This window comes from Pseudomonas sp. Q11, from assembly GCF_024494355.1.
In the GTDB taxonomy this organism is placed as follows: domain Bacteria; phylum Pseudomonadota; class Gammaproteobacteria; order Pseudomonadales; family Pseudomonadaceae; genus Aquipseudomonas; species Aquipseudomonas hefeiensis.
This window is the reverse complement of record NZ_JAKNQY010000024.1, coordinates 49,372-69,167: the sequence shown is the minus strand read 5'-3', so window position 1 is coordinate 69,167 and position 19,796 is coordinate 49,372. Positions and strand designations below refer to the sequence as shown.

The 19,796-nt window shown below is 60.0% G+C and carries 21 protein-coding genes; 12 read left to right on the top strand and 9 right to left on the bottom strand.

Annotation, left to right across the window (positions count from 1 at the left end):
- Positions 1–22: 22 nt before the first annotated feature.
- From MA884_RS21920 to MA884_RS21895, 6 genes are all read right to left on the bottom strand, one after another.
- Positions 23–1,516 carry an RNA polymerase factor sigma-54 gene (locus tag MA884_RS21920; protein WP_256232478.1) on the bottom strand — a complete coding sequence of 498 codons (1,494 nt, stop codon included), beginning with the start codon at positions 1,514–1,516 and terminating at the stop codon, positions 23–25.
- 163 nt (positions 1,517–1,679) lie between these two features.
- Positions 1,680–2,405: an LPS export ABC transporter ATP-binding protein gene (gene lptB, locus MA884_RS21915; protein ID WP_256232477.1), complete on the bottom strand. Its 726-nt coding sequence runs from the start codon at positions 2,403–2,405 to the stop codon at positions 1,680–1,682.
- A complete protein-coding gene (gene lptA / locus MA884_RS21910; protein ID WP_047228666.1) occupies positions 2,405–2,953 on the bottom strand; it encodes a lipopolysaccharide transport periplasmic protein LptA in 549 nt (182 codons plus the stop codon). Before lptA ends, lptB begins: the two co-directional genes overlap by 1 nt.
- Positions 2,940–3,512, bottom strand: a complete 573-nt coding sequence (lptC, locus tag MA884_RS21905; protein WP_256232476.1) for an LPS export ABC transporter periplasmic protein LptC — start codon at positions 3,510–3,512, stop codon at positions 2,940–2,942. Before lptC ends, lptA begins: the two co-directional genes overlap by 14 nt.
- A 7-nt stretch (positions 3,513–3,519) precedes the next feature.
- Entirely contained in the window at positions 3,520–4,044 is a 525-nt protein-coding gene (locus MA884_RS21900) for an HAD family hydrolase (RefSeq protein ID WP_047228664.1), read from the bottom strand.
- Complete coding sequence (locus MA884_RS21895; RefSeq protein WP_256232475.1) at positions 4,045–5,019, bottom strand: KpsF/GutQ family sugar-phosphate isomerase; 975 nt, start codon at positions 5,017–5,019, stop codon at positions 4,045–4,047.
- Positions 5,020–5,294: 275 nt separating this feature from the next.
- On the opposite strand from MA884_RS21895, the gene MA884_RS21890 reads away from it, so the two are divergent.
- The 10 genes from MA884_RS21890 (at position 5,295) to hisC (ending at position 13,258) form a co-directional block, all read left to right on the top strand.
- The gene (locus tag MA884_RS21890; RefSeq protein WP_256232474.1) at positions 5,295–6,104 is read left to right on the top strand and encodes an ATP-binding cassette domain-containing protein; all 810 of its coding nucleotides are present in this window, start codon (positions 5,295–5,297) and stop codon (positions 6,102–6,104) included.
- Entirely contained in the window at positions 6,104–6,901 is a 798-nt protein-coding gene (mlaE, locus tag MA884_RS21885) for a lipid asymmetry maintenance ABC transporter permease subunit MlaE (RefSeq protein ID WP_256232473.1), read from the top strand. Before MA884_RS21890 ends, mlaE begins: the two co-directional genes overlap by 1 nt.
- On the top strand, positions 6,901–7,368 hold the full coding sequence (gene mlaD, locus MA884_RS21880) for an outer membrane lipid asymmetry maintenance protein MlaD (protein ID WP_047228660.1): 468 nt from the start codon (positions 6,901–6,903) through the stop codon (positions 7,366–7,368). The genes mlaE and mlaD overlap by 1 nt, the downstream gene beginning before the upstream one ends.
- Positions 7,369–7,379: 11 nt before the next feature.
- On the top strand, positions 7,380–8,033 hold the full coding sequence (locus tag MA884_RS21875; protein ID WP_256232472.1) for a phospholipid-binding protein MlaC: 654 nt from the start codon (positions 7,380–7,382) through the stop codon (positions 8,031–8,033).
- Entirely contained in the window at positions 8,030–8,335 is a 306-nt protein-coding gene (locus MA884_RS21870; protein ID WP_256232471.1) for a lipid asymmetry maintenance protein MlaB, read from the top strand. Before MA884_RS21875 ends, MA884_RS21870 begins: the two co-directional genes overlap by 4 nt.
- Before the next feature lie 115 nt (positions 8,336–8,450).
- Entirely contained in the window at positions 8,451–8,690 is a 240-nt protein-coding gene (locus MA884_RS21865; protein WP_256232470.1) for a BolA family protein, read from the top strand.
- 22 nt (positions 8,691–8,712) lie between these two features.
- The gene (gene murA / locus MA884_RS21860) at positions 8,713–9,978 is read left to right on the top strand and encodes a UDP-N-acetylglucosamine 1-carboxyvinyltransferase (protein WP_256232469.1); all 1,266 of its coding nucleotides are present in this window, start codon (positions 8,713–8,715) and stop codon (positions 9,976–9,978) included.
- 129 nt (positions 9,979–10,107) lie between these two features.
- Positions 10,108–10,743, top strand: coding sequence for an ATP phosphoribosyltransferase (gene hisG, locus MA884_RS21855; protein WP_047228656.1), 636 nt, complete (start codon positions 10,108–10,110; stop codon positions 10,741–10,743).
- 123 nt (positions 10,744–10,866) lie between these two features.
- The gene (gene hisD, locus MA884_RS21850; RefSeq protein ID WP_256232468.1) at positions 10,867–12,204 is read left to right on the top strand and encodes a histidinol dehydrogenase; all 1,338 of its coding nucleotides are present in this window, start codon (positions 10,867–10,869) and stop codon (positions 12,202–12,204) included.
- A 1-nt stretch (position 12,205) separates the two neighbouring features.
- Complete coding sequence (hisC, locus tag MA884_RS21845; protein WP_256232467.1) at positions 12,206–13,258, top strand: histidinol-phosphate transaminase; 1,053 nt, start codon at positions 12,206–12,208, stop codon at positions 13,256–13,258.
- A 202-nt stretch (positions 13,259–13,460) separates the two neighbouring features.
- On the opposite strand, the gene MA884_RS21840 is transcribed toward hisC, so the two are convergent.
- The 3 genes from MA884_RS21840 to algW all read right to left on the bottom strand — a co-directional run bounded on the left by MA884_RS21840 (position 13,461) and on the right by algW (position 17,732).
- Positions 13,461–14,180 (bottom strand): DUF4198 domain-containing protein, encoded by a 720-nt coding sequence (locus tag MA884_RS21840; protein ID WP_188250971.1) that lies wholly within the window; start codon positions 14,178–14,180, stop codon positions 13,461–13,463.
- 12 nt (positions 14,181–14,192) lie between these two features.
- A complete protein-coding gene (locus MA884_RS21835) occupies positions 14,193–16,298 on the bottom strand; it encodes a TonB-dependent siderophore receptor (protein WP_256232466.1) in 2,106 nt (701 codons plus the stop codon).
- 273 nt (positions 16,299–16,571) lie between these two features.
- Positions 16,572–17,732: a Do family serine endopeptidase AlgW gene (gene algW / locus MA884_RS21830; protein WP_256232465.1), complete on the bottom strand. Its 1,161-nt coding sequence runs from the start codon at positions 17,730–17,732 to the stop codon at positions 16,572–16,574.
- 104 nt (positions 17,733–17,836) lie between these two features.
- Here algW and MA884_RS21825 point away from each other — a divergent pair, with 104 nt between their 5' ends.
- Entirely contained in the window at positions 17,837–18,595 is a 759-nt protein-coding gene (locus MA884_RS21825) for a Nif3-like dinuclear metal center hexameric protein (RefSeq protein ID WP_256232464.1), read from the top strand.
- A gap of 263 nt (positions 18,596–18,858) precedes the next feature.
- Positions 18,859–19,776, top strand: a complete 918-nt coding sequence (gene cysD / locus MA884_RS21820) for a sulfate adenylyltransferase subunit CysD (RefSeq protein WP_092394040.1) — start codon at positions 18,859–18,861, stop codon at positions 19,774–19,776.
- Positions 19,777–19,796 lie beyond the last annotated feature (20 nt).

The following is a 19,796-nucleotide window of genomic DNA, read 5'->3' as shown; positions in this document are numbered from 1 at the left end:
TGGAACGCTGTGGCGTGGCCTGTTACATCAACCGCTTGCGTTCGCTCGAAGGCGCGATCCCGAGGGATTCGCGGTATTTGGCGACGGTACGGCGGGCCACCTGAATGCCTTGTGCCTCCAGTAAACCAGCGATCTTGCTGTCACTCAACGGCTTTTTCTGATTTTCCGCTGCCACCAGTTTTTTGATGATCGCGCGGATGGCTGTGGACGAGCATTCGCCGCCTTCGGAGGTGCTGACGTGGCTGGAGAAAAAGTATTTCAGTTCATAGATACCCCGTGGGGTATGCATGAATTTCTGGGTGGTCACCCGTGAAATGGTTGATTCGTGCATGCCCACTGCTTCGGCAATGTCGTGCAGGACCAACGGTTTCATCGCTTCGTCGCCGTATTCCAGGAAACCGCGCTGATGCTCGACGATCTGGGTGGCTACTTTCATCAGGGTTTCGTTGCGGCTTTGCAGGCTCTTGATGAACCAGCGCGCTTCCTGCAACTGGTTGCGCATGAAGGTGTTGTCGGCGCTGGTGTCGGCGCGTTTTACGAAGCCGGCGTACTGGGCGTTGACCCGCAGCTTGGGCATCGACTCCTGGTTCAGTTCCACCAGCCAGCGGTCGTTGTGCTTGCGCACGATCACGTCGGGAACCACGTATTCGGGTTCGGTGGACTCGATTTGCGAGCCGGGGCGCGGGTTGAGGCTCTGGACCAGTTCGATCACCTGGCGCAGTTCATCTTCCTTGAGCTTCATGCGACGCATCAACTGGCTGTAGTCGCGACCGCCCAGCAAGTCGATGTAGTCGGTGACCAGTCGCTTGGCTTCGGCCAGCCAAGGCGTCTTGGCGGGCAACTGGCGCAATTGCAGCATCAGGCACTCGCCCAGGTTGCGGGCACCGATGCCGGCTGGTTCGAACTGCTGAATGCGGTGCAGGACCGCTTCGATCTCGTCCAGCTCAATGTCCAGTTCGGGGTCGAAAGCTTCGAGAATTTCTTCGAGCGTCTCGTCCAGGTAGCCCTGATTGTTAATGCAGTCGATCAGGGTCACGGCGATCAGACGATCGGTGTCGGACATCGGCGCCAGGTTCAGTTGCCACAGCAAGTGGCTCTGCAGGCTTTCGCCGGTGGAGGTGCGAGTGGTGAAGTCCCACTCGTCGTCATCGCTGCTGGGCAGGCTGCTGGCGCTGGTCTGGTAGACGTCTTCCCAGGCCGTGTCCACGGGCAGGTCGTTGGGGATGCGCTCATTCCATTCGCCATCCTCGAGGTTATCCACCGTCGGGGCGGTTTCCTGGTAGGACGGTTCCGGGATTTCGGTGTTGGTCTTTTGCTCGATGTTATCGGCCAGCGGATCGCTGTTTTCGAAGTCGTCGCCTTCTTCCTGGCGTTCGAGCATCGGATTGGACTCCAGGGCCTCCTGGATTTCCTGTTGCAGGTCCAGGGTCGACAATTGGAGCAGGCGGATGGCCTGTTGCAGCTGAGGTGTCATCGTCAGCTGCTGGCCCATTCTCAAGACTAGCGATGGTTTCATGGCTGGGGCTTAACACCTTATTCGCCGGCGCACATGCGCCATCCACTACAGGGCGCCGAAGCGCCAAACTTAAGCAAATTATATGCCTGAAACTGAAGTGTTTGCCTAGGGCGTCGCGTAATAAAAATAGCGACGCCGGGGCGATTGACCAGACACTTTTCGCTTACAGGCGGAACTCATGGCCCAAATACACTTCCTTGACCAGTTCATTGGCCAGGATGGTCGCGGAGTCACCTTCGGCAATCAGCTGGCCGTCATTGACGATATAGGCGGTTTCACAGATATCCAGCGTCTCGCGTACGTTATGGTCGGTGATCAGTACACCGATGCCTTTGGCCTTGAGATGGTGGATGATCTGCTTGATATCGCCCACCGAAATCGGGTCCACGCCGGCAAATGGTTCGTCCAGCAGGATGAATTTCGGTGCGGTGGCCAAGGCGCGAGCGATTTCCACGCGGCGCCGTTCACCACCGGACAGGCTCATGCCCAGGTTGTCGCGGATGTGGCTGATGTGGAATTCCTGCAGCAGGCTTTCCAGCTCCTGGCGGCGGCCGGCCTTGTCAAGTTCCTTGCGGGTTTCCAGGATCGCCATGATGTTGTCGGCAACCGACAGTTTGCGGAAGATCGACGCTTCTTGCGGCAGATAGCCGATACCGGCCTTCGCCCGACCATGCATCGGCTGGTGGCTGACGTCCAGGTCGTCGATCAGCACGCGGCCCTGATCGGCCCGGACCAGGCCGACGATCATGTAGAAGCAGGTGGTCTTGCCCGCGCCGTTGGGGCCGAGCAGGCCGACGATCTGGCCGCTGTCGATGGACAGGCTGACATCGCGCACGACTTGACGGCTCTTGTAGCTCTTGGCCAGGTGCTGAGCTTTCAGAGTTGCCATTACTGGGCCTTCTGCTCGTCGGTTTTCTTTTTCGGCTGGATGACCATGTCGATCCGTGGACGCTGCTCGGTGACCTTGCTGCCAGTGGCACGACCGGCGCTGGCCAGCTTTTTGTTCGTGTCGTAGACGATTTTCTCGCCCTGGGTGGTGTTGCCGTCCTTGTCGATAACCTTGGCGCGATCGATCAGTACGACGCGGTCTTTGGCAGCGTGATACTGGATGGTCACCCCATAGCCCTGCACCGGCTTGGTGTCGCCTGCGGTTTGCATCTGCTCGAAGTAGGCCAGGTTGCCCACCGAAGTCACCACGTCGATATCGCCGGACTGGGTACGGGTGATGGTCACGGTATTGCCGGTGACCTTCATCGAGCCCTGGGTGATGATCACGTCACCCTTGTAGGTGGCCACACCGTTCTTGTCGTCCAGTTGGGCATCGTCGGCCTGGATGCGGATAGGCTGGTCGCGGTCGGTCGGGAGGGCCCAGGCGCTCGCGCTTCCCAGTGCTGCGCCCAGACTGAGCAAAATAGGGAGGGTTTTAGCGAGCTTCATACTGTCCTCTTACGTTCGATAGCAGGTGTATCCTGCTTTCCTTCAGATACGCTTTCATTCCCGTGCCGGTCGATACACCACCGGCACCGTCGATTCTAACGGGTTGCTCGGTCTGCGCATATTCTCGCTGCGGGAAGACTGTCATACGACTGCTGGTGATGATGGTGGTGCGGTTTTTCTCATCGGTTCGCGCGATGCGTACCGAGTCAATCAGCTCTACCTCGGTCCCGTCGGGATTGACTTCGGCGCGCTCGCTCTGCACATGCCACGGAAACTCGGTGCCGCGAAACATGTTCAGGTCTGGCTTGGTGACCAGTGTGATCTCGCTGGCCTTGACGTGGTCGACCTTGTCGGACGTCATTTCATACTGCAGCTTGCCATCGGGCAGGTATTGCAGGGTATGCGTGTTGGTCGCATACCAGTCGATATCGTTTTCCTGGACCTTGACCGCAGGCCGGTCGAGGAAGCGTTCCGGGCTGATGTTCCAATAGCCCACCGCCGCGAAAATCGCTGCGATGCAGCCGAACACCACGACGGTGCGAATTTTCTTGCTCAGCATAAATGGCTCACAGATACGCGGCGTTAGCCGCCTCGAGGCGGCCTTGGGCGCGCAGGATCAGTTCACAGAATTCACGAGCCGCACCTTCACCGCCTCGCGCCGTGGTGATGCCGTGGGCGTGCTCGCGCACAAAGCCGGCCGCGTTTGCCACCGCCATGCCCAGGCCGACCCGGCGGATCACCGGCAAGTCCGGCAGGTCGTCACCAAGGTAGGCGACCTGTTCGTAGCTTAGGTTGAGTTGGCCCAGAAGCTCGTCCAGAACCACCAGTTTATCTTCGCGTCCCTGATAAAGGTGGGGAATGCCGAGATTCTTCGCGCGCCGCTCGACCACCGGGGTCTTGCGTCCGCTGATGATGGCGGTTTGCACTCCAGCGGCCATCAGCATCTTGATGCCCTGGCCATCGAGGGTATTGAAGGTCTTGAATTCGCTGCCGTCTTCGAGGAAATAAAGGCGGCCGTCGGTCAGGACACCATCCACGTCGAACACGGCCAGTTTGATCGCTTTGCCACGTTGCAGCAGGTCTGTGTTCATTTACATGACTCCCGCACGCAGCAAGTCGTGCATGTTCAGGGCGCCCACCGGGCGGTCTTCGTCGTCGACCACCACCAGGGCGCTGATCTTATGGTCTTCCATGATTTTCAAGGCCTCGGCGGCGAGCATTTCGGCGCGGGCAGTCTTGCCGTGTGGCGTCATGACTTGCTCGATGGTCGCGCTGTGAATGTCGATGGAGTGGTCCAGGGTGCGACGCAGGTCACCGTCGGTGAAGATTCCGGCGAGTTTGCCGTCGGCTTCGATAATGACCGTCATACCCAGGCCCTTGCGGGTCATTTCCATGAGTGCATCCTTGAGCAGCGTGCCGCGTTGCACTTGTGGCAACTCCTGGCCTGCGTGCATCACGTTTTCGACTTTCAGCAGCAGACGACGGCCCAAGGCGCCGCCGGGGTGGGAGAAGGCGAAATCTTCAGCGGTAAACCCCCTGGCTTCCAGCAGGGCCACGGCCAGGGCATCGCCCATGACCAGGGTGGCGGTGGTGGAGGAGGTCGGCGCCAGGTTCAACGGGCAGGCTTCGTGCTCGACATGAACATTGAGATTCACCTCGGCGGCTTTGGCCAGGGCCGAATCCGGGTTGCCGGTAACGCTGATCAGTTGGATGCCCAGGCGCTTGATCAGCGGCAGCAATGTAATGATCTCATTGGTGGAGCCGGAGTTGGACAGGGCCAGGATGATGTCTTCCCGGGTGATCATGCCCATGTCACCGTGGCTGGCTTCGGCCGGGTGGACAAAAAACGCCGGAGTGCCCGTGCTGGCCAGGGTGGCGGCGATCTTGTTGCCGATGTGGCCGGACTTACCCATGCCGACCACGACCACCCGACCCTTGCTAGCCAGAATCATCTCGCAGGCGCGTACGAAATCAGCGTCGATATGGGGCAGCAAGCCTTGTACGGCTTCGAGCTCGAGGCGAATGGTACGTTGTGCCGATTGAATCAGGTCGCTGGTTTGGTTCATGTCAGAGATCGTATGGGCCGATGAAAAGGCGGCGATTATAGCGGCAATGAGCAATTCCCTCACGTTTGTTCGTCATGCTTTGTTCGAACGATTCACATGGCTTGACACAAAGTGTCGCCTTTTACCTGTATCCGGACTGAACGGGCACCGGCTTGGGCCTTGGGCGCTTGGCTGTTGCAGTGATATAGTTCGCCGCCGGTTCGGGTGCCCGGCAGTACGGCGTTTGCCGATTGGCCAGGGCATTCGGATGTGAGGCTGCATCGCAAGGAGTTTAGATGAGTGCCGACAACGCCTACGCGGTCGAGCTGAAGGGACTGTCCTTCAAGCGAGGGACGCGCAGCATTTTCAATGACATCGATATCCGCATTCCCCGCGGCAAGGTAACCGGCATCATGGGGCCTTCCGGGTGCGGCAAGACCACGCTGTTGCGGCTGATGGGCGCACAGCTGCGCCCCAGTGCCGGCGAAGTCTGGGTCAATGGGCAGAATCTTCCAAAGCTGTCGCGCAGTGATCTGTTCGATGCGCGCAAACACATGGGCGTGCTGTTCCAGAGTGGCGCGCTGTTCACTGATCTCGATGTGTTCGAGAATGTGGCGTTCCCGTTGCGGGTCCATACCGACCTGCCGGAAGAGATGATTCGCGACATCGTCCTGCTCAAATTGCAGGCGGTCGGGTTGCGTGGCGCCCTCGATTTGATGCCGGACGAGCTGTCCGGTGGCATGAAGCGCCGGGTCGCGCTGGCCCGGGCGATTGCCCTGGACCCGAAGATTCTCATGTATGACGAACCCTTCGTCGGCCAGGACCCGATCGCCATGGGCGTGCTGGTGCGCCTGATCCGCCTGCTCAACGACGCGCTGGGCATCACCAGCATCGTGGTGTCCCACGATCTGGCCGAAACTGCGAGCATTGCGGACTACATCTATGTCCTCGGCGATGGCCAGGTGCTGGGGCAGGGCACGCCCCAAGAGCTGAAGGCTTCGGACAGCCCGCGCATTCGTCAATTCATGAAGGGTGATCCGGACGGACCTGTGGCGTTCCATTTTCCGGCCACGGATTACCGTACTGATCTGCTGGGGAAGCGCTGATGCGCAAGAAGTCACTGATAGAAAAAATTCGCCTGTTCGGTCGTTCCGGCATCGATGTGGTGGCAGTGCTGGGCCGTTCCTCGCTGTTTCTGATGCACGCCCTGTTTGGCCGTAATTCGACAGGCGGCGGTTTTGGTCTGCTGGTGAAGCAGTTGCACTCGGTAGGCGTGATGTCCCTGGTGATCATCGTGGTCTCCGGGATCTTCATCGGCATGGTACTGGCGCTGCAGGGCTTCAGCATCCTGTCCAGCTATGGCTCGGAGCAGGCTGTCGGGCAGATGGTTGCGCTGACCCTGTTGCGCGAGCTCGGCCCCGTGGTGACTGCGCTGCTGTTTGCCGGGCGCGCCGGTTCGGCGCTGACGGCTGAAATCGGCAACATGAAGTCCACCGAGCAATTGTCCAGTCTGGAAATGATCGGTGTCGACCCGCTTAAATACATTATTGCCCCGCGCCTGTGGGCCGGCTTCATTTCCCTGCCGGTGCTGGCGATAATCTTCAGCGTCGTGGGGATCTGGGGCGGCTCTTGGGTGGCCGTCGACTGGCTGGGGGTCTACGAAGGTTCCTACTGGTCCAACATGCAGAACAGCGTCGACTTCCTCGACGACGTGCTCAACGGCGTCATCAAAAGTGCCGTATTCGCTTTCGTGGTGACCTGGATCGCCGTGTTTCAAGGCTATGACTGTGAGCCCACGTCAGAGGGGATCAGCCGAGCCACAACCAAGACCGTGGTGTACGCCTCGCTGGCGGTCCTGGGCCTTGACTTTATTCTGACCGCCTTGATGTTTGGAGATTTCTGATGCAAAACCGCACCCTGGAAATCGGTGTCGGCCTTTTCTTGCTGGCTGGCATCCTGGCTTTGCTGCTCTTGGCCCTGCGGGTCAGTGGCCTGGCGCCGACCGCGAGCACCGATACTTATAAACTTTATGCTTATTTTGACAATATCGCCGGTTTGACGGTCAGAGCCAAGGTGACCATGGCTGGTGTAACCATCGGCAAGGTCACGGCAATCGATCTGGACCGCGACAGTTTCACCGGTCGGGTGACGCTGCAGCTGGAAAAGCGCGTGGATAACCTGCCGACTGACTCCACTGCGTCCATCCTCACGGCTGGGCTGCTGGGCGAGAAGTACATTGGTATCAGCGTCGGCGGGGAAGAAGCCCTGCTCAAGGATGGCGGGACCATCCACGATACGCAGTCGTCCCTGGTGCTTGAGGACCTTATCGGTAAATTCCTGCTCAATACCGTTAGCAAAGACGCCAAATGAGGAGCTTTTGAATGATCTCTATCTTGCGACGTAGCCTGTTGGTGCTGCTCGCGGCGCTGCCGCTGATGGCTAGCGCCGTGGCCGCGCCTTCGGCCCACGAAATCATCCAGGACACTACCACCCGGTTGCTGGCCGACCTGGCCGCCAACAAAGAGCAATACAAGCAGGATCCGGGTGCATTCTATGATGCGCTGAACGGCATCGTCGGCCCCGTGGTGGACGCCGACGGTATCTCCCGAAGCATCATGACCGTCAAGTACTCGCGCAAGGCAACCCCTGCGCAGATGACCCGCTTCCAGGAAAACTTCAAGCGCAGCCTGATGCAGTTCTATGGCAACGCCTTGCTCGAATACAACAACCAGGGCATCACTGTTTCGCCGGCCAAGGACGAAAGCGGTAACCGCACCAGCGTTGACATGCAGGTCAAGGGCAATAACGGCGCGGTCTACCCTGTGTCCTACACACTCGAGAAAATCAACGGCGAGTGGAAGGTACGCAACGTGATCATCAACGGCATCAACATCGGCAAGTTGTTCCGCGATCAGTTCGCCGACGCGATGCAGCGCAATGGCAATGACCTGGACAAGACCATCGACAATTGGGCCGGTGAAGTCGCCAAGGCGAAGGACGTGACCGAAGAAGGCAAAGAGAAGCAGGAGCAATGAGCGAGTCGCACGTTCGTCTGGGCGAATCCGGCGAGCTATTGCTCAGTGGCGTGCTGGATTACCGCACCGGCCCGGCCTTGCGCAAGCAGGGCCAGGCGCTGATCAGGTCCGCCGGTACCGCCGAGTTGGTCATTGATTGCTCGGCGGTGCAGAAATCCAGCAGTGTCGGTCTGTCGCTGCTGCTGTGCTTCATGCGTGACGCCAAGGCTGCCGGAAAAACCTGGAGCATCCGTGGGATGCCCGAAGACATGCGCGAAATAGCCCAGGTCAGCGAACTGACCGAGCTGTTGGTGCACCCCTGACCCACATCCCTGAAAAAGCCCCCCCGTCAGAGTCCTGCTTCGCGGGGTTCGCAGGCGCGGGGCTTTTTTGTATGATGTGCGACCCGTGCGCACAGGGCGCCGATAGAGGTTGAGCATGCAGGCCGTAGAAGTGAAGAGCTTCCTTGAAGGAAAGCTGCCCGGAACTGTCATTGAAGTTGAGGGCGAAGGCTGCAACTTTCAGCTGAACGTGATTAGCGATGAACTGGCGCTGTTAAGCCCAGTCAAGCGTCAGCAGAGCATCTATGCCCATTTGAACCCGTGGATCGCCGATGGCAGCATCCATGCGGTCACTATGAAATTTTTCAGCAGCGCGGCTTGGGCCGAGCGCACCTGAGCCCAAGGGCGTCGAGATTCTTATGGATAAACTGATTATTACCGGCGGCGTTCGTCTTGATGGCGAAATCCGTATCTCCGGGGCAAAGAACTCCGCCCTGCCGATCCTGGCCGCGACGTTGCTGTGCGATGGCCCGGTGACCGTGGCGAACCTGCCGCACCTGCACGACATCACCACGATGATCGAGCTGTTCGGACGCATGGGCATTGAACCGGTAATCGACGAGAAGCTCAGCGTCGAAATCGACCCGCGCACCATCAAGACCCTGATCGCTCCCTACGAGCTGGTGAAAACCATGCGTGCGTCGATCCTGGTACTGGGGCCGATGGTGGCCCGTTTCGGTGAAGCCGAAGTCGCATTGCCTGGCGGTTGTGCCATTGGCTCGCGTCCGGTGGACCTGCACATCCGTGGCCTGGAAGCCATGGGTGCGATCATCGATGTCGAAGGCGGCTACATCAAGGCCAAGGCACCTGAAGGCGGCCTGCGTGGCGCGCACTTCTTCTTCGATACCGTCAGCGTGACCGGCACCGAGAACATCATGATGGCCGCGGCACTGGCCAAGGGTCGTAGCGTGCTGCAAAACGCCGCCCGTGAGCCTGAAGTGGTAGACCTTGCGAACTTCCTGATCGCCATGGGCGCCAAGATCAGCGGTGCCGGCACCGATACCATCACCATCGATGGCGTCGAGCGCCTGCATTCGGCCACTTATAAAGTGATGCCGGACCGGATCGAAACTGGCACCTACCTGGTGGCTGCTGCGGTCACCGGTGGCCGCGTCAAGGTCAAGGACACCGATCCGACCATTCTTGAAGCCGTCCTGGAGAAACTCAAGGAAGCCGGTGCCGAAGTCACCTGCGGCGAAGACTGGATCGAAGTGAACATGCACGGCAAGCGGCCCAAAGCCGTCAACGTGCGTACCGCTCCGTACCCGGCGTTCCCGACCGACATGCAGGCGCAGTTCATCTCCCTCAACGCCATTGCCGAAGGCACCGGTGCGGTGATCGAGACGATCTTCGAAAACCGTTTCATGCACGTCTACGAACTGCACCGCATGGGCGCCAAGATCCAGGTCGAAGGCAACACCGCCATTGTGACCGGTACCGAGAAGCTCAAGGGTGCCCCCGTGATGGCCACCGACCTGCGGGCCTCGGCCAGCCTGGTGATTTCGGCTCTGGTCGCCGAAGGCGACACCCTGATCGATCGCATCTACCACATCGACCGTGGTTATGAGTGCATCGAAGAGAAGCTGCAGATGCTCGGCGCCAAGATCCGCCGCGTACCGGGCTAGGTCCGGCTGCATGGGCGCAGGGACGCGCCTGTTGATTTCGTTTCAGGTCGAGGGTGGTAACACCCTCGATGTGTGTCCGGCGCCGCTTGCGACCGGGCATGAGTACCTTGATAAGGACTGACGTTTCCCATGTTGACCATTGCACTGTCCAAGGGCCGCATCCTTGACGACACCTTGCCGCTTCTGGCTGAAGCGGGCATCGTGCCGACCGAGAATCCGGACAAGAGCCGCAAGCTGATCATCCCCACGACTCAAGCCGATGTACGCTTGCTGATCGTGCGCGCCACCGATGTTCCGACTTACGTTGAGCATGGCGCCGCCGACCTGGGCGTTGCGGGCAAGGACGTGCTGATGGAATACGGCGGCCAGGGCCTGTACGAGCCCCTGGACCTGCGGATCGCCCGCTGCAAACTGATGACCGCCGGTAAAGTCGGCGCGCCAGAGCCCAAGGGGCGTTTGCGGGTGGCGACCAAGTTCGTCAACATTGCCAAGCGTTATTACGCCGAGCAGGGCCGTCAGGTCGATATCATCAAGTTGTACGGTTCGATGGAGCTGGCGCCGTTGATCGGCCTGGCGGACAAGATCATCGACGTGGTCGACACCGGCAACACCCTGCGGGCCAATGGCCTGGAACCCCAGGATTTCATCGCCGACATCACCTCCCGGCTGATCGTCAACAAGGCTTCGATGAAAATGCAGCACGCCCGTATCCAGGCTCTGATCGATACCCTGCGCAAGGCAGTGGAATCGCGACACCGCGGCTGATTCACCTGCGCGACCTTGAGTCGCGCCCGTCTATCCGTGTCATAGCCAATTTTCTCAGGTGCCCACGCGAATGGACTGGTAGCTTAGGGCGCCTGAGCATTTGCCATTAATGAGGCCCTCGCTATGACCGCTCCCACTTCGATTCGCCGACTCAACGCTGCCGACCCGGATTTTGCACATCATCTGGATCATCTGCTGAGCTGGGAAAGTGTGTCTGACGACTCGGTCAACGAGCGGGTGCTGGACATCATCAAGGCCGTGCGCGAGCGTGGTGATGAGGCGCTGGTGGAGTTCACCCAGAAATTCGACGGCCTGCAGGTGGCGTCCATGGCTGATCTGATCCTGCCGCGCGAGCGTCTCGAACTGGCCCTGACCCGGATCACCGTGCCGCAGCGCGAAGCCTTGGAAAAAGCCGCATCCCGGGTGCGCAGCTATCACGAAAAACAGAAACAGGACTCCTGGACCTACACCGAAGCCGATGGCACGGTGCTGGGCCAGAAGGTCACGCCGCTGGACCGCGCCGGCCTGTACGTGCCGGGTGGCAAGGCGTCGTATCCATCCTCGGTGCTGATGAACGCGATTCCGGCCAAGGTCGCCGGCGTGACCGAAGTGGTCATGGTGGTGCCGACCCCGCGCGGCGAAATCAATGAACTGGTGCTGGCTGCCGCCTGCATCGCCGGGGTGGATCGGGTGTTCACCATCGGTGGCGCCCAGGCCGTGGCCGCGTTGGCCTATGGCACCGAGAGCGTGCCGCGGGTCGACAAGGTGGTCGGCCCGGGCAACATCTATGTCGCCACCGCCAAGCGCCACGTGTTCGGCCAGGTCGGTATCGATATGATCGCCGGCCCGTCGGAGATCCTGGTGGTGTGTGACGGCCAGACCGACCCGGACTGGATCGCCATGGACCTGTTTTCCCAGGCCGAGCACGACGAAGACGCCCAGGCGATCCTGGTCAGCCCGGATGCGGAGTTCCTCGACAAGGTTGCCGCCAGCATCGACAAGCTGCTGCCGACCATGGACCGCGCCGAGATCATCACCACCTCGATCAACGGCCGCGGCGCGCTGATCAAGGTCAAAGACATGGATCAGGCCATTGAGGTCGCCAACCGCATCGCGCCTGAGCACCTGGAACTGTCGGTCGCAGATCCGCAGGCCTGGTTGCCGCAGATCCGCCACGCCGGTGCGATCTTCATGGGGCGCCACACCAGCGAAGCCCTGGGTGACTACTGTGCAGGTCCCAACCATGTGTTGCCGACTTCCGGTACGGCGCGTTTCTCATCGCCACTGGGGGTGTATGACTTCCAGAAACGTTCGTCGATCATCTTCTGCTCCGAACAAGGTGCGTCCGAACTGGGCAAGACCGCTTCGGTGCTGGCCCGTGGCGAGTCGCTGAGCGCCCACGCCCGCAGTGCCGAGTACCGCATTGTTGATGAGCGCTCCATTGAAGGGCAGGGAAACTGAAATGAGTAAATTCTGGAGCCCGTTCGTCAAGAACCTGGTGCCTTACGTGCCGGGCGAACAGCCGAAGCTGACCCGACTGGTCAAGCTCAACACCAACGAAAATCCCTACGGCCCGTCGCCCAAGGCCCTGGCGGCGATGCAAACCGAGCTGAACGACAACCTGCGCCTGTACCCGGATCCCAACAGCGATCTGCTGAAGAACGCCGTGGCCCGCTATTACGGTGTGCAGGGCAATCAAGTGTTCTTGGGCAACGGTTCGGACGAAGTGCTGGCGCACATTTTCCACGGGCTGTTGCAACACGATCAGCCGCTGTTGTTCCCGGACATCAGCTATAGCTTTTATCCGGTGTACTGCGGGCTGTACGGCATCAAGTTCGATGCGGTGCCGCTGGACGCGCAGTTCCAGATCGATCCGGCGGACTATGCCAAGCCAAACGGGGGGATCATCTTCCCCAACCCGAACGCTCCCACCGGCTGCCTGCTGGTACTGGAAGCGGTCGAGCAGATCCTCAAGGCCAACCCGGACTCGGTGGTGGTGGTCGATGAAGCCTATATCGACTTCGGTGGCGAGACAGCCATCAGCCTGGTGGACCGCTATCCGAACCTGCTGGTCACCCAGACCTTGTCCAAGTCCCGCTCATTGGCAGGGTTGCGGGTGGGCCTGGCGGTGGGCCATCCGGATCTGATCGAAGCACTGGAGCGGATCAAGAACAGCTTCAACTCCTACCCGCTGGATCGGCTGGCGAATGTCGGCGGCGCGGCGGCGTTCGACGATCGGGAGTATTTCGAGCAGACCTGCCGGTTGGTCATCGAGCACCGTGAATGGGTAGTGGCGCAATTGCAGGCCAAGGGCTTTGAAGTGTTGCCTTCGGCGGCCAACTTCATCTTCGCCCGTCACCCCCGTCACGATGCGGCAGGGCTGGCGGCGAAATTGCGCGAGCAAGGCGTGATTGTGCGGCACTTCAAGCAGGAGCGGATTGCCCAATTCCTGCGGATCAGCATCGGCACGCCGGAGCAGAACCAGGCGCTGATCGAAGCCCTGGGTGAGATCTAAAAGCCCGGTGAAAATCCCTGTGGGAGCAAGGCTTGTCCGCGATGGTGCAGTGCCAGTCAACTTAAATGTTGACTGAACTACCGCTATCGCGGGCAAGCCTTGCTCCCACAGGTCAAACTTTCCCACAGGTCAAACTTTCCCACAGGTCAAACTTTCCCACAGGTCAATCTTTCCGACTGATTAATGTGTCTATTAGTCTGGGTTACTCGTGATGCTCTTCACCAAGGAAGGTCAGCGAAGTAAACACCCCGCGCGTTGCCACGTCCTTGTTGTCCTTGAGCGCGATTTCCATCTGCGCGGCGATCACATTCAACCCTTCGTTACGCACCAGCACCTTGGCCCGGCCTTCGGCGTCGGTTTCTGCTGATACAGTGTCCGGTGCGCTGCGGTAATCACCCACCAGCTTCACCCCGGCCGCCGGTTTACCGTCCAGCAGCACCCGTACCGGCAGTGACTGGCCCGGGCCTACGGTCAGCGGGTCGACTTCCGGCAGGATCAGGAACTTGACCTGATCGAGCTTTGGCAACTTCGCCCCCGGCTCGTAGATCGCCAGGCTGTACTTGAAGGTGTGGGTCGATTCAATCGCCCCGGGCACCTTGCTGCGGCCTTCGTTGATCCATTTCTTGTCAGCGGTCTGGGACCACATGCCGTTGTCCAGTTCCACGGCCATCACGGCGGGTGGCTTGAGAGGTTGCAGGCGAGCATGGTCGGGCAAGCGTTCGACGGTGACCGGGATCATCTTGCCGCCCAGGTCATAGGCCCACGCACCGCTGATTTTCTGCGCCTTAAAGGCATTGTCCTCGGCGCCGTGGCCGTAGATCACTTCGATGTTGCCGCGCCGTTGTTCGGTCCACAGGCCATGGGCCGAGGCTTGTGTGGCCAGGAACAGGCTGAGAAGGGCGAAGGTCTTGGGGTATTTCATTGATTTTCCTTTTTACAGATCAAGGGTGAGGCTGACGGTAAAGTTGCGTGGCTCGCCGGGGCTGACCCAGTAGTTGCTGTACGAGCGCTCGTAGTATTTTTCGTCGAAGACGTTGTTCAGGTTCAGGCCCACGGTGACGTTGTCGCTGGCCTTGTAATGGGCCAGCAGATCCACGGTGTGGTAGGCCGGCAGTTCGAAGTCTTTGCCGGCCTCGCCCGAGCGATCCCCGACGTATGTGAATGCGGCACCCACGTCGGAACCACGCAGGTGCCCGTCCTGGAATTCGTAGACGCCGAGCAGGCTGCCGCTGTGCTTGGCCACGCCAAGGATCCGGCTGCCGGTGGGAATGGTTTCGTCACCCTTGGTCACTTCGGCATCGATGTAGGCGAAGGCGCCGATCACCCGGATGGCGTCAGTTACCTGCCCGGTGACCTGCAGGTCGAACCCCTGGCTGCGGGCCTTGCCCATGGCACGGCTGGAGTCAGTCGCCGGGTCAAGCGCCAGGACGTTTTCCTTCTCTATATGAAACGCCGCCAGGGTGGTGCTCAGACGGTTGTCGAACAGCTCGCTCTTGATCCCCACTTCATAGCCAACGCCTTCCTCCGGATCGAAGGTTTTGCCCCCAGCATCCAGGCCATTGTTGGGCTTGAACGAGGTGGAGGCGTTGGCGAACAGTCCGACCTCGGGTGTCAGTTGGTACAGCAGGCCGGCCCGTTGCGTGAAGGTGTCATGACGCTGGCGGCTGGTAAGCTGCGTGGTGTGGTCGTCAATGCTCTGCTCGAAATGCTCATAACGCACGCCGAGCATGCCCCGCAGTTTGTCGGTGAAGACGATCTGGTCCTGAAGGTTCAGCGCACGGCTTTTCACACGCTCGAAAAAATCGGTGCCGGTACGTTGACCATCAGGTTTCGGCTGGCCGTAGACCGGCTGATAGATGTCGATGGGGTAAGTGCCGCCGTTGATCGTGGTCACGCGCTCGTTCTTGCGATAGTCCTCGTATTCGGTACCGATCAACAGTTCGTGCTGCCAAGGACCGAGGTCGAGCAGCCCGCGTAATTCAAGCTGGGTAATGCTGTCGTGCCAATTGTTGTCGCGCTCGCGGTAGCGACGGTTCACCGTACGGCCGTCGGCGTTCAGGGGCCGTGCTTCTGAGGCGAAACCCCAGAGCTCGCCCTGTTTGTAATGGCTGGCCAGGCGCAGTTGCCAGGCGTCGTTGAGCTGATGTTCGAGGGCGGCCTGGAGCATGTTGTTGTGGTTGTCGATGTCGCCGTCGTTGGGTTCGCCCAAGAAGGTCGAGCGGGAAACGCCGCTCCAGCGATTGTTCGGGGCGACGATGCCACGGTCGAACGTCGAGCTGTGGCGCACGATTTCGCTTTCCACCAGCAACCGCGTGTCGGGGTTCAACTGCCAACTGATGGAAGGCGCGACGAAGACGCGCTTGCTGTCGACGTGATCGCGAAAACTATTGTTGTCCTCGACCGCCAGGTTGACCCGCGACAGCAGGTTGCCCTCAGCGTCCAGAGGCGTGTTGATGTCCAGCGCGGTGCGGTAGCGATCCCAGCTACCGGCGCTGGTTTGCAGGGTGGTGAAGGCTTCGGGCTGGGGTTTCTTGGTGACAATGTTCACGGTGCCGCCGGGGTCTCCGCGCCCGTAAAGGCTGGCCGCCGGGCCTTTGAGCACCTCGATGCGCTCGATGTTGGCCGCGTCCGGCGTGCTCGGATAACCGCGGTTAGCGCTGAAGCCGTCCTTGTAGAACTCCGAAGTCGTGAAGCCGCGCACGCTGTATTCGTAGAGCGTCAGGCCACCGAAGTTGTTTTGCTTGGACACGCCGCCAGCATATTCCAGGGCCCGTTCAACGTTGGTGCTGCCCAGGTCCTTGAGGACGCTGGCGGGAATCACGCTGATCGATTGCGGGATGTCGCGCAGGGCGGTGTCGGTTTTGGTGGCGCTGGCAGAACGGGTGGCGCGATAGCCCGTTACGGGACCGGTAGGGGATTGGTAATCGGCGGAGACGTTGATGGCGTCCAGTTCCATCGGCTGGATTTCCTCGGCGATTACCGGGTCACCCAGCAGACCCAAGGCCAGGCTGGCGAGGGAAATCCGTTTTAGAGATGACATGTTATGTTGTTCCAATTTTTAGTATTGAAACAATATAACACTACTAATGAGAATTTATGCTATTTCTGATTGACTAAAATTACCGAGGCGAACACGGTTTTTTGTGGCGAGGGAGCTTGCTCCCGCTGGGTTGCGCAGCAGCCCCAAAAACTGTCACCTGAAAACATCAGACTGATCGCATTCAATTCTGTTGGGGCCGCTTCGCAGCCCAGCGGGAGCAAGCTCCCTCGCCACAGGGGACTCTTGGCATGCAAGGCCATTCCTATCGCGCAGCTACTCTTCTTCCTTGAGCACCACCGGTGCCGGCGGTGGGCGCAAGCCGATTTCAGCGGTGAGCTTGAGCTCCTTGCCGTTGCGCATCACCTGGATGGTGACTTTGTCGGTAGGCTTGATCCGCGCCACCTGGTTCATCGAGCGGCGACCGTCGCCGGCCGGTTCGCCGTCGATGCTCAGGATCACATCGCCCAGTTGCAGGCCGGCCTTCTGGGCCGGGCCATCGCGGAATATGCCTGCTACCACGATCCCGGGGCGCCCGGACAGGCCGAAGGACTCCGCCAGTTCCTGGGACAGCGGCTGGACTTCAATACCCAGCCAGCCACGAATCACCTGGCCATGTTCGATGATGGACTTCATCACTTCCATCGCCAGTTTTACCGGAATCGCAAAACCGATGCCCTGGCTGCCGCCGGATTTGGAGAAGATTGCGGTGTTGATTCCGGTAAGGTTTCCGTTGGCATCCACCAGCGCGCCGCCGGAGTTACCGGGGTTGATTGCGGCATCGGTCTGGATGAAGTCTTCATAATTGTTCAGGCCCAGCTGATTACGTCCGGTGGCGCTGATGATCCCCATGGTCACGGTCTGGCCGACGCCGAAGGGGTTGCCGATGGCCAGGGCGACATCGCCAATGCGGATGCTGTCCGAACGTCCGATGGTGATGGCCGGCATGTTCTTCAGGTCGATTTTCAGCACCGCGAGGTCGGTTTCCGGGTCGCTGCCGATCACCCGGGCCAGGGTTTCGCGACCATCCTTGAGGGCCACCACGATCTGGTCGGCGCCGCTGGTGACGTGGTTGTTGGTCAGGATATAACCTTCGGGGCTCATGATCACGCCCGACCCCAGGCTCGACTCCATGCGTTTCTGCTTGGGTGAGTTGTCACCGAAGAAGCGCCGGAACTGCGGGTCTTCGAACAGTGGATGGTTGGATTTGTTGACGACCTTGGTGGTGTACAGATTGACCACGGCCGGTGCGGCGATCGTCACGGCGTCAGCATAAGACACCGGGCCCTGCTGCAGCGCCTTGGTTTGTGGCGCTTGCTGCAGGTTGACGTCCAGGCTCGGCAGGCCGACCCACTCCGGATAACGCTGGATAATCAGTAGAGCGACAAGCACGCCGGCCAACAGAGGCCAGCCGGAAAAACGCAGCGCCTTGAGCATTAAGCACGTCCTACAAAGGTTGCAGGCGGAGTGAGACCGCCCATAATGTCGCGCATTATACGAGGCCACGCGCGCCTCTGAACGGGATATTTAGGAGTCTTTTCATGGCCGTAGCCCTGAACACCCTGGTAGAAGAAGCGGATCGTTATCTGGCCGCCGCCAGGATTGCCGATTACTGCCCCAACGGCTTGCAGGTCGAAGGTGCCCCTCAGGTGACGCGCATTGTCAGCGGCGTGACCGCCAGCCAGGCGTTGCTCGATGCTGCAGTGGAGGCTGACGCTGATCTGGTGCTGGTGCATCACGGGTATTTCTGGAAAGGCGAAAATCCGTGCGTCACCGGCATGAAGCAGCGTCGCCTCAAAACCCTGCTCAAGCACGACATCAGCCTGCTGGCCTATCACTTGCCGCTGGATTTGCATGCCGAAGTGGGCAATAACGTGCAATTGGCCCGCCAGTTGGACATTACCGTCGAGGGGCCGCTGGACCCGGACAATCCCAAGGTCGTCGGCTTGGTCGGCTCCTTGTCCGAACCGATGACGCCTCGCGACTTCGCCCGTAAAGTGCAGGAAGTCATGGGCCGCGAGCCCTTGCTGATCGAAGGCGAGCAGATGATCCGCCGGGTCGGCTGGTGCACCGGCGGGGGCCAGGGCTACATCGATCAGGCAGTGCTGGCTGGGGTTGATCTGTACCTCAGCGGCGAAGCATCCGAGCAGACCTTCCACAGCGCCCGGGAAAACGGCATCAGCTTCATCGCCGCCGGGCACCATGCGACCGAACGCTACGGTGTGCAGGCGCTGGGCGATTACCTGGCGCGGCGCTTTGCCTTGGAACACATCTTCATTGATTGCCCGAATCCGATCTGACAAACGCTGAACTGAATGTGGGAAGGGGCCTGTGGGAGCAAAGCTTGCTCGCGATAGCGGTGTTGGATGTGCCGACGTCATCGCGAGCAAGCTTTGCTCCCACAGAGGCTCCCACAGAGGCCAGCGCAAGGCCCGAACCCCCGGGCATATCCATATGCTGTTTCGATCTAGTTGGCGCCCTGATTAGAAGAGGTTGCTGTGCTAGGATTCCCCGCTCGAACACGGCCCGCTGGCCGTTCATAAGAAAGTTTTCGTGAGTAGCCATGGTCGACAAACTGACGCATCTGAAACAGCTGGAGGCGGAAAGCATCCACATCATCCGCGAGGTGGCCGCCGAGTTCGATAACCCGGTGATGCTGTACTCCATCGGTAAAGACTCCGCCGTGATGCTGCACCTGGCACGCAAGGCGTTCTTCCCCGGCAAGCTGCCGTTTCCGGTGATGCATGTCGACACCCGCTGGAAATTCCAGGAAATGTACAAGTTCCGCGACCGCATGGTTGAAGAACTGGGCCTGGACCTGATCACTCACGTGAACCCGGACGGCGTGGCGCAAGGCATCAACCCGTTTACTCACGGTAGCGCCAAGCACACCGACATCATGAAGACCGAAGGCCTGAAACAGGCTTTGGATAAGCACGGTTTCGACGCCGCTTTTGGTGGTGCCCGCCGCGATGAAGAGAAGTCCCGCGCCAAGGAGCGCGTGTACTCGTTCCGCGACAGCAAGCACCGCTGGGATCCGAAGAACCAGCGCCCGGAGCTGTGGAACGTCTATAACGGCAAGGTCAACAAGGGCGAGTCGATCCGGGTATTCCCGCTGTCGAACTGGACCGAATTGGACATCTGGCAATACATCTACCTCGAAGGCATCCCGATCGTGCCGCTGTACTTCGCCGCCGAGCGTGAAGTGATCGAGAAGAACGGCACGCTGATCATGATCGACGACGAGCGCATCCTCGAGCACCTGTCCGATGAAGACAAAGCCCGTATCGTCAAAAAGAAAGTGCGTTTCCGTACCCTCGGCTGCTACCCGTTGACGGGCGCGGTGGAGTCCGAGGCCGAAAGCCTGACGGACATCATTCAGGAAATGCTCCTGACGCGAACTTCCGAGCGCCAGGGCCGGGTCATCGACCACGATGGCGCAGGCTCGATGGAAGATAAGAAACGTCAAGGGTACTTTTAAGCTTCGAGTTACAAGCAGCA

Bases quoted from the DNA above. Each gene is read 5' to 3' on its own strand.
- MA884_RS21920 (WP_256232478.1), bottom strand. From the start codon at position 1,516: ATGAAACCATCGCTAGTCTTGAGAATGGGCCAGCAGCTGACGATGACA.
- lptB (WP_256232477.1), bottom strand. From the start codon at position 2,405: ATGGCAACTCTGAAAGCTCAGCACCTGGCCAAGAGCTACAAGAGCCGT.
- lptA (WP_047228666.1), bottom strand. From the start codon at position 2,953: ATGAAGCTCGCTAAAACCCTCCCTATTTTGCTCAGTCTGGGCGCAGCA.
- lptC (WP_256232476.1), bottom strand. From the start codon at position 3,512: ATGCTGAGCAAGAAAATTCGCACCGTCGTGGTGTTCGGCTGCATCGCA.
- MA884_RS21900 (WP_047228664.1), bottom strand. From the start codon at position 4,044: ATGAACACAGACCTGCTGCAACGTGGCAAAGCGATCAAACTGGCCGTG.
- MA884_RS21895 (WP_256232475.1), bottom strand. From the start codon at position 5,019: ATGAACCAAACCAGCGACCTGATTCAATCGGCACAACGTACCATTCGC.
- MA884_RS21890 (WP_256232474.1), top strand. From the start codon at position 5,295: ATGAGTGCCGACAACGCCTACGCGGTCGAGCTGAAGGGACTGTCCTTC.
- mlaE (WP_256232473.1), top strand. From the start codon at position 6,104: ATGCGCAAGAAGTCACTGATAGAAAAAATTCGCCTGTTCGGTCGTTCC.
- mlaD (WP_047228660.1), top strand. From the start codon at position 6,901: ATGCAAAACCGCACCCTGGAAATCGGTGTCGGCCTTTTCTTGCTGGCT.
- MA884_RS21875 (WP_256232472.1), top strand. From the start codon at position 7,380: ATGATCTCTATCTTGCGACGTAGCCTGTTGGTGCTGCTCGCGGCGCTG.
- MA884_RS21870 (WP_256232471.1), top strand. From the start codon at position 8,030: ATGAGCGAGTCGCACGTTCGTCTGGGCGAATCCGGCGAGCTATTGCTC.
- MA884_RS21865 (WP_256232470.1), top strand. From the start codon at position 8,451: ATGCAGGCCGTAGAAGTGAAGAGCTTCCTTGAAGGAAAGCTGCCCGGA.
- murA (WP_256232469.1), top strand. From the start codon at position 8,713: ATGGATAAACTGATTATTACCGGCGGCGTTCGTCTTGATGGCGAAATC.
- hisG (WP_047228656.1), top strand. From the start codon at position 10,108: ATGTTGACCATTGCACTGTCCAAGGGCCGCATCCTTGACGACACCTTG.
- hisD (WP_256232468.1), top strand. From the start codon at position 10,867: ATGACCGCTCCCACTTCGATTCGCCGACTCAACGCTGCCGACCCGGAT.
- hisC (WP_256232467.1), top strand. From the start codon at position 12,206: ATGAGTAAATTCTGGAGCCCGTTCGTCAAGAACCTGGTGCCTTACGTG.
- MA884_RS21840 (WP_188250971.1), bottom strand. From the start codon at position 14,180: ATGAAATACCCCAAGACCTTCGCCCTTCTCAGCCTGTTCCTGGCCACA.
- MA884_RS21835 (WP_256232466.1), bottom strand. From the start codon at position 16,298: ATGTCATCTCTAAAACGGATTTCCCTCGCCAGCCTGGCCTTGGGTCTG.
- algW (WP_256232465.1), bottom strand. From the start codon at position 17,732: ATGCTCAAGGCGCTGCGTTTTTCCGGCTGGCCTCTGTTGGCCGGCGTG.
- MA884_RS21825 (WP_256232464.1), top strand. From the start codon at position 17,837: ATGGCCGTAGCCCTGAACACCCTGGTAGAAGAAGCGGATCGTTATCTG.
- cysD (WP_092394040.1), top strand. From the start codon at position 18,859: ATGGTCGACAAACTGACGCATCTGAAACAGCTGGAGGCGGAAAGCATC.